Source organism: Acinetobacter sp. 40AMC3-4 (genome assembly GCF_049898185.1).
Classification (GTDB): domain Bacteria; phylum Pseudomonadota; class Gammaproteobacteria; order Pseudomonadales; family Moraxellaceae; genus Acinetobacter.
The window spans coordinates 1-5,448 of the sequence record NZ_JAFCXG010000028.1; the positions used below are offsets into that span (position 1 = coordinate 1).

The 5,448-nt window shown below is 36.3% G+C and carries 7 protein-coding genes; 4 read left to right on the top strand and 3 right to left on the bottom strand.

The window, feature by feature from the left end:
- Positions 1-689 (bottom strand): MobQ family relaxase (gene mobQ, locus ACP7BU_RS15255; protein WP_425880201.1); only part of this gene is annotated, 689 nt, incomplete at its 3' end.
- A gap of 209 nt (positions 690-898) precedes the next feature.
- Between mobQ and ACP7BU_RS15260 the strand changes: the two genes are divergently transcribed.
- The 4 genes from ACP7BU_RS15260 (at position 899) to ACP7BU_RS15275 (ending at position 3,223) form a co-directional block, all read left to right on the top strand.
- Positions 899-1,165: a hypothetical protein gene (locus ACP7BU_RS15260; RefSeq protein ID WP_006581723.1), complete on the top strand. Its 267-nt coding sequence runs from the start codon at positions 899-901 to the stop codon at positions 1,163-1,165.
- A 17-nt stretch (positions 1,166-1,182) separates the two neighbouring features.
- Positions 1,183-1,314: a hypothetical protein gene (locus tag ACP7BU_RS15265; protein ID WP_254894336.1), complete on the top strand. Its 132-nt coding sequence runs from the start codon at positions 1,183-1,185 to the stop codon at positions 1,312-1,314.
- Positions 1,315-1,521: 207 nt separating this feature from the next.
- Positions 1,522-2,022, top strand: a complete 501-nt coding sequence (locus ACP7BU_RS15270; protein ID WP_425880202.1) for a YqhA family protein — start codon at positions 1,522-1,524, stop codon at positions 2,020-2,022.
- 223 nt (positions 2,023-2,245) lie between these two features.
- Complete coding sequence (locus ACP7BU_RS15275) at positions 2,246-3,223, top strand: TerC family protein (protein ID WP_004761028.1); 978 nt, start codon at positions 2,246-2,248, stop codon at positions 3,221-3,223.
- 325 nt (positions 3,224-3,548) lie between these two features.
- Here the strand turns inward: ACP7BU_RS15275 and ACP7BU_RS15280 are convergent, their stop codons facing one another.
- Together ACP7BU_RS15280 and repM are read right to left on the bottom strand one after the other, a co-directional pair.
- Positions 3,549-4,073 carry a plasmid replication DNA-binding protein gene (locus ACP7BU_RS15280; RefSeq protein ID WP_127262066.1) on the bottom strand — a complete coding sequence of 175 codons (525 nt, stop codon included), beginning with the start codon at positions 4,071-4,073 and terminating at the stop codon, positions 3,549-3,551.
- 78 nt (positions 4,074-4,151) lie between these two features.
- The gene (gene repM / locus ACP7BU_RS15285) at positions 4,152-5,081 is read right to left on the bottom strand and encodes a replication initiation protein RepM (protein ID WP_127262067.1); all 930 of its coding nucleotides are present in this window, start codon (positions 5,079-5,081) and stop codon (positions 4,152-4,154) included.
- Positions 5,082-5,448: the final 367 nt, after the last annotated feature.

A 5,448-nucleotide genomic window follows, 5' to 3' on the forward strand; every position in this document is an offset into this window, starting at 1 on the left:
CTTCGGCTGATTTCGGTCTCAATCCCTTTTCGGCGCAGTTCGGTGACTTTCGGCCCTTCGTGCAGCGTGGCTTCTAAACCATTCTCCTGGTCTTTGTAGCTGCGGTGGTCGACTCGGGCGGTGGATCCGGCCATATCCAGGTGCATATTGCAGATATCGGCAAAGTGTTCGCGCCAGTGCTCGATTTCCCCACTGTGTTTCTGATCCAGTTCCCGGGTTTTATCCGTAAAGCCTTCTGGCGTGAGTTTGCGTGTGCTCATCAGGATATGCGCGTGATAATTGCGTTCATCACTGCCGGATCCGGTATGCGGTGCATGGATACAGGCATCGACTGCCACCTGGTGTCTGTCCACAATGCTGGCGCATAGTTCTTCAAGCATGGCCAGACGTTGTTCTTGGTTCAGTTCACTGGGAAAGGCAATTTCAAATTCCCGGGCGACTGTTGAATTTTTTCGGGTTTCCCGTTGTTCCACTTCGTTCCAGAGTCTTTCCCGGTTTTTTAAATGCTCTGGTGCGCCTTCGGGTAAATAAATCTCTTTATGTTCCACACCGGTTTTTCGGCTGTAATCATGTTCCCGGCCTTCGCGTTCGCAATAAATCTTTTCACCTGCCCGATAGGCGATTGCAGCAGTGGCGGAACGCCCTGCAGATCGTGCTACGGTTTTAACTGAAAAGTGGTAAATCGCCATGCCTGTTTTTCGCTTTTAAATTTTCACGTAGTGAATTACGACCGTGCATACGGTTGTCGGGGTATTGGGGAGACCCCAATCGGACTTGCAAACGAAGTTTGCATAAGTGCGCTCTTCGAGGAAAACATTACTATACATATAGCACCTTGAATGCATATTCAAGTGCGCTTATGTTAGGGATGGTTTCCCAGGATGATGGTATTGGATTAATGAGCGTTACTGAAACACTAGACAGCAAAATTAAAGCCCAGGAAGAAAAGCTGAAACAGCTTAAAGCTCAAAGACAGGCAGCACTTGCAAGAGAACGTGCTAAAGAGAAAGAACAGGCTCGTAAAGATGATACTAGACGCAAAATTCTAATCGGATCTTGTATGCTAAAAATCACTGAAGAAGATGAACAGGCCCGGGCAAAATTGATTGCACAGATGGACAAGTATTTGACTGATGAACGTGATCGTAAGCTCTTTAATTTATAAGTGATAGGAAATCAATCATGGCATTGAGCCAATTCGATATTATTAAGTCTTTAGGTGAATCTATTGAATGGTTTGAAAAAGAACTCTCTTGGGGAATGCCTATTGCAGAATTAAGGCATTTAACAGGAAGAATTGGGAACTTTATGTAGCTATGATGACCTTAGGACAATTAGCTGATTCAGTTAATCAGAGAGGTTATGATGTAGTTTCCAGTACTGGACGGCTTTGTTGCACAAAGATATCATAACTATATGATTTTAAAAGTTTTGATTATTTTTTGATCCAAAATTAAATTTATTTAAATCAGGTGCTTACATATTTATGCAACAAAGCCTCATTTTAAGGGATGTTATCAAGTGCTACAAAATTTTTTTGAAAAGAGTAGATATTTAGTTATTATAGTTATTATAAATTGCATAATATCTTCTATTTTTTTATATTTATCAACTATATATCTTCTAATTGATGCAATAATTTTTATTATAAAAAATATATATGCAACTAATTTTGAAGTAAAAATAGTTGTTGTTAAATTTTTAAAAATCCTCGATGTCTCGTTAATTGCTATTACATTTCATTTAATTTCAGCAGGTTTTTATAAATTATTTATTCAACAAGCTATTTTTGACAATAGTTCTTTTCTTAAGACACTATCAATTAATAAGTTTCATGATCTAAAACTTATTATATTACATGTATCTATTATAGTTATAGTCATCTTGTTTTTAGAAGATCTTGTTGTTTTTGGTGGAACTTTAGCCAACTTATATGCTGGTATTTCTTCTAGCCTAGTCATATTAGCAATAATTTTTACTTGTAAGCTATTCGATAATGATCATCACAAAGACGATGAATAACTTAAATCGCAAGGACTCATTTATAATTACTCTTTTATTTGAGCATTTAATTGAAGTTAAGATTAGAGATCGTCATGTATTGAGAAAAAATGTCTGATTCAAACTTCACTAAACTCAAAATTGCGTCAAAGATTGCAGCTTCAAATAGAAATACTGCACTCTTTCTTTAATCAAAAAATCTCCGACAAACCCGGTACGGTTCAAGTATAAGCAGAGGAAAACTATGGACGTTCTATTTTCGAATTTTTTAGATAAACCTGTTTGGATGTGGATTTTCTTTATCCTTATTGTACTTGTCCTGCTTATTCTAGATCTTGGAGTATTTCATCGTAAGGTAAGAGAGATTGGTGTTAAAGAAAGCTTAGCACTATCAGCATTTTATATTACATTAGGTTTACTTTTCGGCGCATGGGTGTGGTGGTATCTCGGACCCACGGCAGGGATTAACTATGTAACCGGTTTTGTAATTGAAAAATCATTAGCGATGGATAATATCTTTGTCATTGCAATGATTTTTTCATATTTCTCGATACCAAGAATTTATCAGCATAGAGTCTTATTTTGGGGAATTATAGGTGTAATTTTTCTAAGAGCTATCATGATTGGCGTGGGCGCAACACTGGTCAGCCAATTTTCATGGGTTCTTTATATATTTGCAGCCTTTCTTATTTTTACAGGGATAAAAATGTGGCTAAGTGTTGATAAAGAATATGAAGTCGGAAATTCTCCTATTTTGAACTTTATTAAAAAAAGATTTCGTGTCACTGAGCAGCTTCATGCAGAGAAGTTCTGGGTGAAAAAGATTGATCCAAAAACTAACCAATTAACCTGGTTTATGACACCACTTTTTCTAGCCTTGATCATGATTGAATTTGTAGATCTGATCTTTGCAATAGATAGTGTTCCTGCGATTTTTGCGATTACGACAGATCCATTTATTGTTTATACTTCAAATATTTTCGCAATTTTGGGATTACGTGCTTTATATTTTGCCCTATCAGCAATGGTCGACCGCTTCCATTATTTGAAGTACGCATTAGCAGTATTGTTAGTCTTTATTGGATCAAAAATTTTTATAGCTGATGGATTAGGTATAGCAAAAATTCCACCGCCAGTCTCCCTTTCGATCACGTTCATCATCTTGTTTACAGGAATTCTATACTCTCTTTGGAAAACAAAAGATCAAAGTACTCATAGGTAAAAATTACAATCCTTTAAATAATTAATAGCTACCAATAAAACAGTGGCTGTTAATTATTCTGATTATAAGTTTTCCTAAAATTAACATAATACACCTTATACGAAATGCTCTTTTTTATTCTATATAAATCATAGTCTTATCGTATACAAAAAAGCCCAACTGCACTCAGTTGGGCTTTTTTAATGATTTTTCATGTTCCACGCTTACTATTTAAGCAATGTTCCACGGTTTTGTTCAGTTTTAATAAACCTCATCCGGTTTTTTGATGAGTCATTATTTCATGTGCTTGCACTGAAATTGGCTCATCAAAAAACTGGAGTCCTGGCTAACCATAAGGAAGGAAAAAACGGCTCAGGAAACCCCTTTTTTTAGGTTCAGGCTCAACGTGTTCTGGAACAGGGATACGTTTGTTCTCTGGAGTAGTTAATCTGTTCTCTTTTGGTGGAACTACTATCACCTCTTCCTTCATTTCTACAATGGGAGCTGATTTAGGGAGTTCGGGTTCACTAGGCTCTTGGATCTTTGGTTTGGGTGCTTCCAGTAGACGTTGCATCATCTCAATTTGATTTTGATAAAAGGATTCACGCTCTTTTGCATCATCAAGTTGATTTTTCAGCATGTCTATCTGTTGCCTAAGTAGTAAAACTTCTGCCGAATTTGGACTGTCTATTTTTACAGACTCTTTTACATCTAGTTTTTTTGAAGGTTCACCAAAAACACGGATAGCCTCGGCTAGATCAATTTTATTATCAGAATTTTTACTTAAAATTCCTTTCTTTATGTTGTTGTAAATCGTTTGTCTATTGATATTGTAAAGCTTAGAAAGCTCAAGAACTGTAAGGCTTTTCATGTTGTAAATCTATGCCTAACTCTGTCAAAAGTTGTTGTCTATTAGACTGCCTAATAGACAAATGATCAAGTATAAATTTTAGGCAGCTTGATAGCCAACTTTTTGAAGATAAGGGAATAATTCTTGGAATTTTTGAGAATCTTGAAGCATTTCTGCAATGCGCACAGCAAATTGCTGGTAGCTTTCGGTGCCTTCTGAATATCGCCCCATCTCAGGTAATTCAGAAAGTTTGTTGGCAAAGAGATGACGTTGTTTATCACTCATTTTGGAGAAAAGAGCTAATGTATCCGTTCCCTTAATTACTTTGTCAGAGTTGGTTTTTTTCTGCTTAAAACTGAAAGAAAAACCGGAAATTGAACGTCCTTTTTTATGTTGTTCATATTTAGCCGTTATATCGGTTAACTCATTTACTTGCTTGAGGGCAAACTCTAAAACATACGTTTTAAAATTACTCATTGTTTTGTATTGATGAGCTTCGACACCAAGTTGTTGTCTAAAGATCGATAGATCAAAAATTGGCGTTTTACCGGCAGATCTCCATTGAATTAATAACTCGTATAACCGAATAGCATAAGAGCTAGTTAATCTCGAAACCTGCTCCAATTCATATTTAGTAAAGTTTTCTTCCAGTCGAGTTATGAGTGGAACAATGTCTTGCGTGAAACGTAGGAAAACGATCCCGGATTGAGGTTCATATCCAATTTTATCGACCCAACGACAGTGAAAGCTACGATCCTTACCAGTCTTAGGATTAATGTCATGATACGTGACATAGCGATCAAATAAGCTTTTAGATGCATCCCGAAGCACGGTATAAGCAGTGTGTTTCTCGACATTAAAGGTATTGATATAACTACTTGCATGTACTTCTAAAAGGCTATTTTCAGTTATCCCATGCCCTGTTTCTCGAGCTTCAGCAATGGCTAATAGGATCAGCCTTTGTTCAACTGTATCTAGGGTATAGCTAGCTTGAATTAAAGCATTATCCTTTACGATTAATTCACTCATTTCTAATAATAAATTTATAATTAAACTAGGTCGTACAATAGACTATTTTAATTGATTTGTAAATCATCTTGATTTGAGGTCGATAAACCTAGTTTTAAGGTCGATAAACCTAGTTTTATGGGTCGATAAACCTAGTTTTAAGGTCGATAAACCTAGTTTTATGGGTCGATAAACCTAGTTTTATGGGTCGATAAACCTAGTTTTATGGGTCGATAAACCTAGTTTTATTGGCTCTGAAACCCTTGTGTATAAAGGATTACAGCTTAATTAAAAGCATTTAAAAGCTTAAAAATAATTAAAAGCCCAGGGAGTAAAAAATTGCCCTTGGTTTTCGCTTCGCTCAAACTCTATTGAATCTCGCTTTCGC

What these genes read in the sequence shown, in the direction of transcription:
- ACP7BU_RS15260 (WP_006581723.1), top strand. Translation starts at nt 899, where the DNA reads ATGAGCGTTACTGAAACACTAGACAGCAAAATTAAAGCCCAGGAAGAA.
- ACP7BU_RS15265 (WP_254894336.1), top strand. Translation starts at nt 1,183, where the DNA reads ATGGCATTGAGCCAATTCGATATTATTAAGTCTTTAGGTGAATCTATT.
- ACP7BU_RS15275 (WP_004761028.1), top strand. Translation starts at nt 2,246, where the DNA reads ATGGACGTTCTATTTTCGAATTTTTTAGATAAACCTGTTTGGATGTGG.
- ACP7BU_RS15280 (WP_127262066.1), bottom strand. Translation starts at nt 4,073, where the DNA reads ATGAAAAGCCTTACAGTTCTTGAGCTTTCTAAGCTTTACAATATCAAT.
- repM (WP_127262067.1), bottom strand. Translation starts at nt 5,081, where the DNA reads ATGAGTGAATTAATCGTAAAGGATAATGCTTTAATTCAAGCTAGCTAT.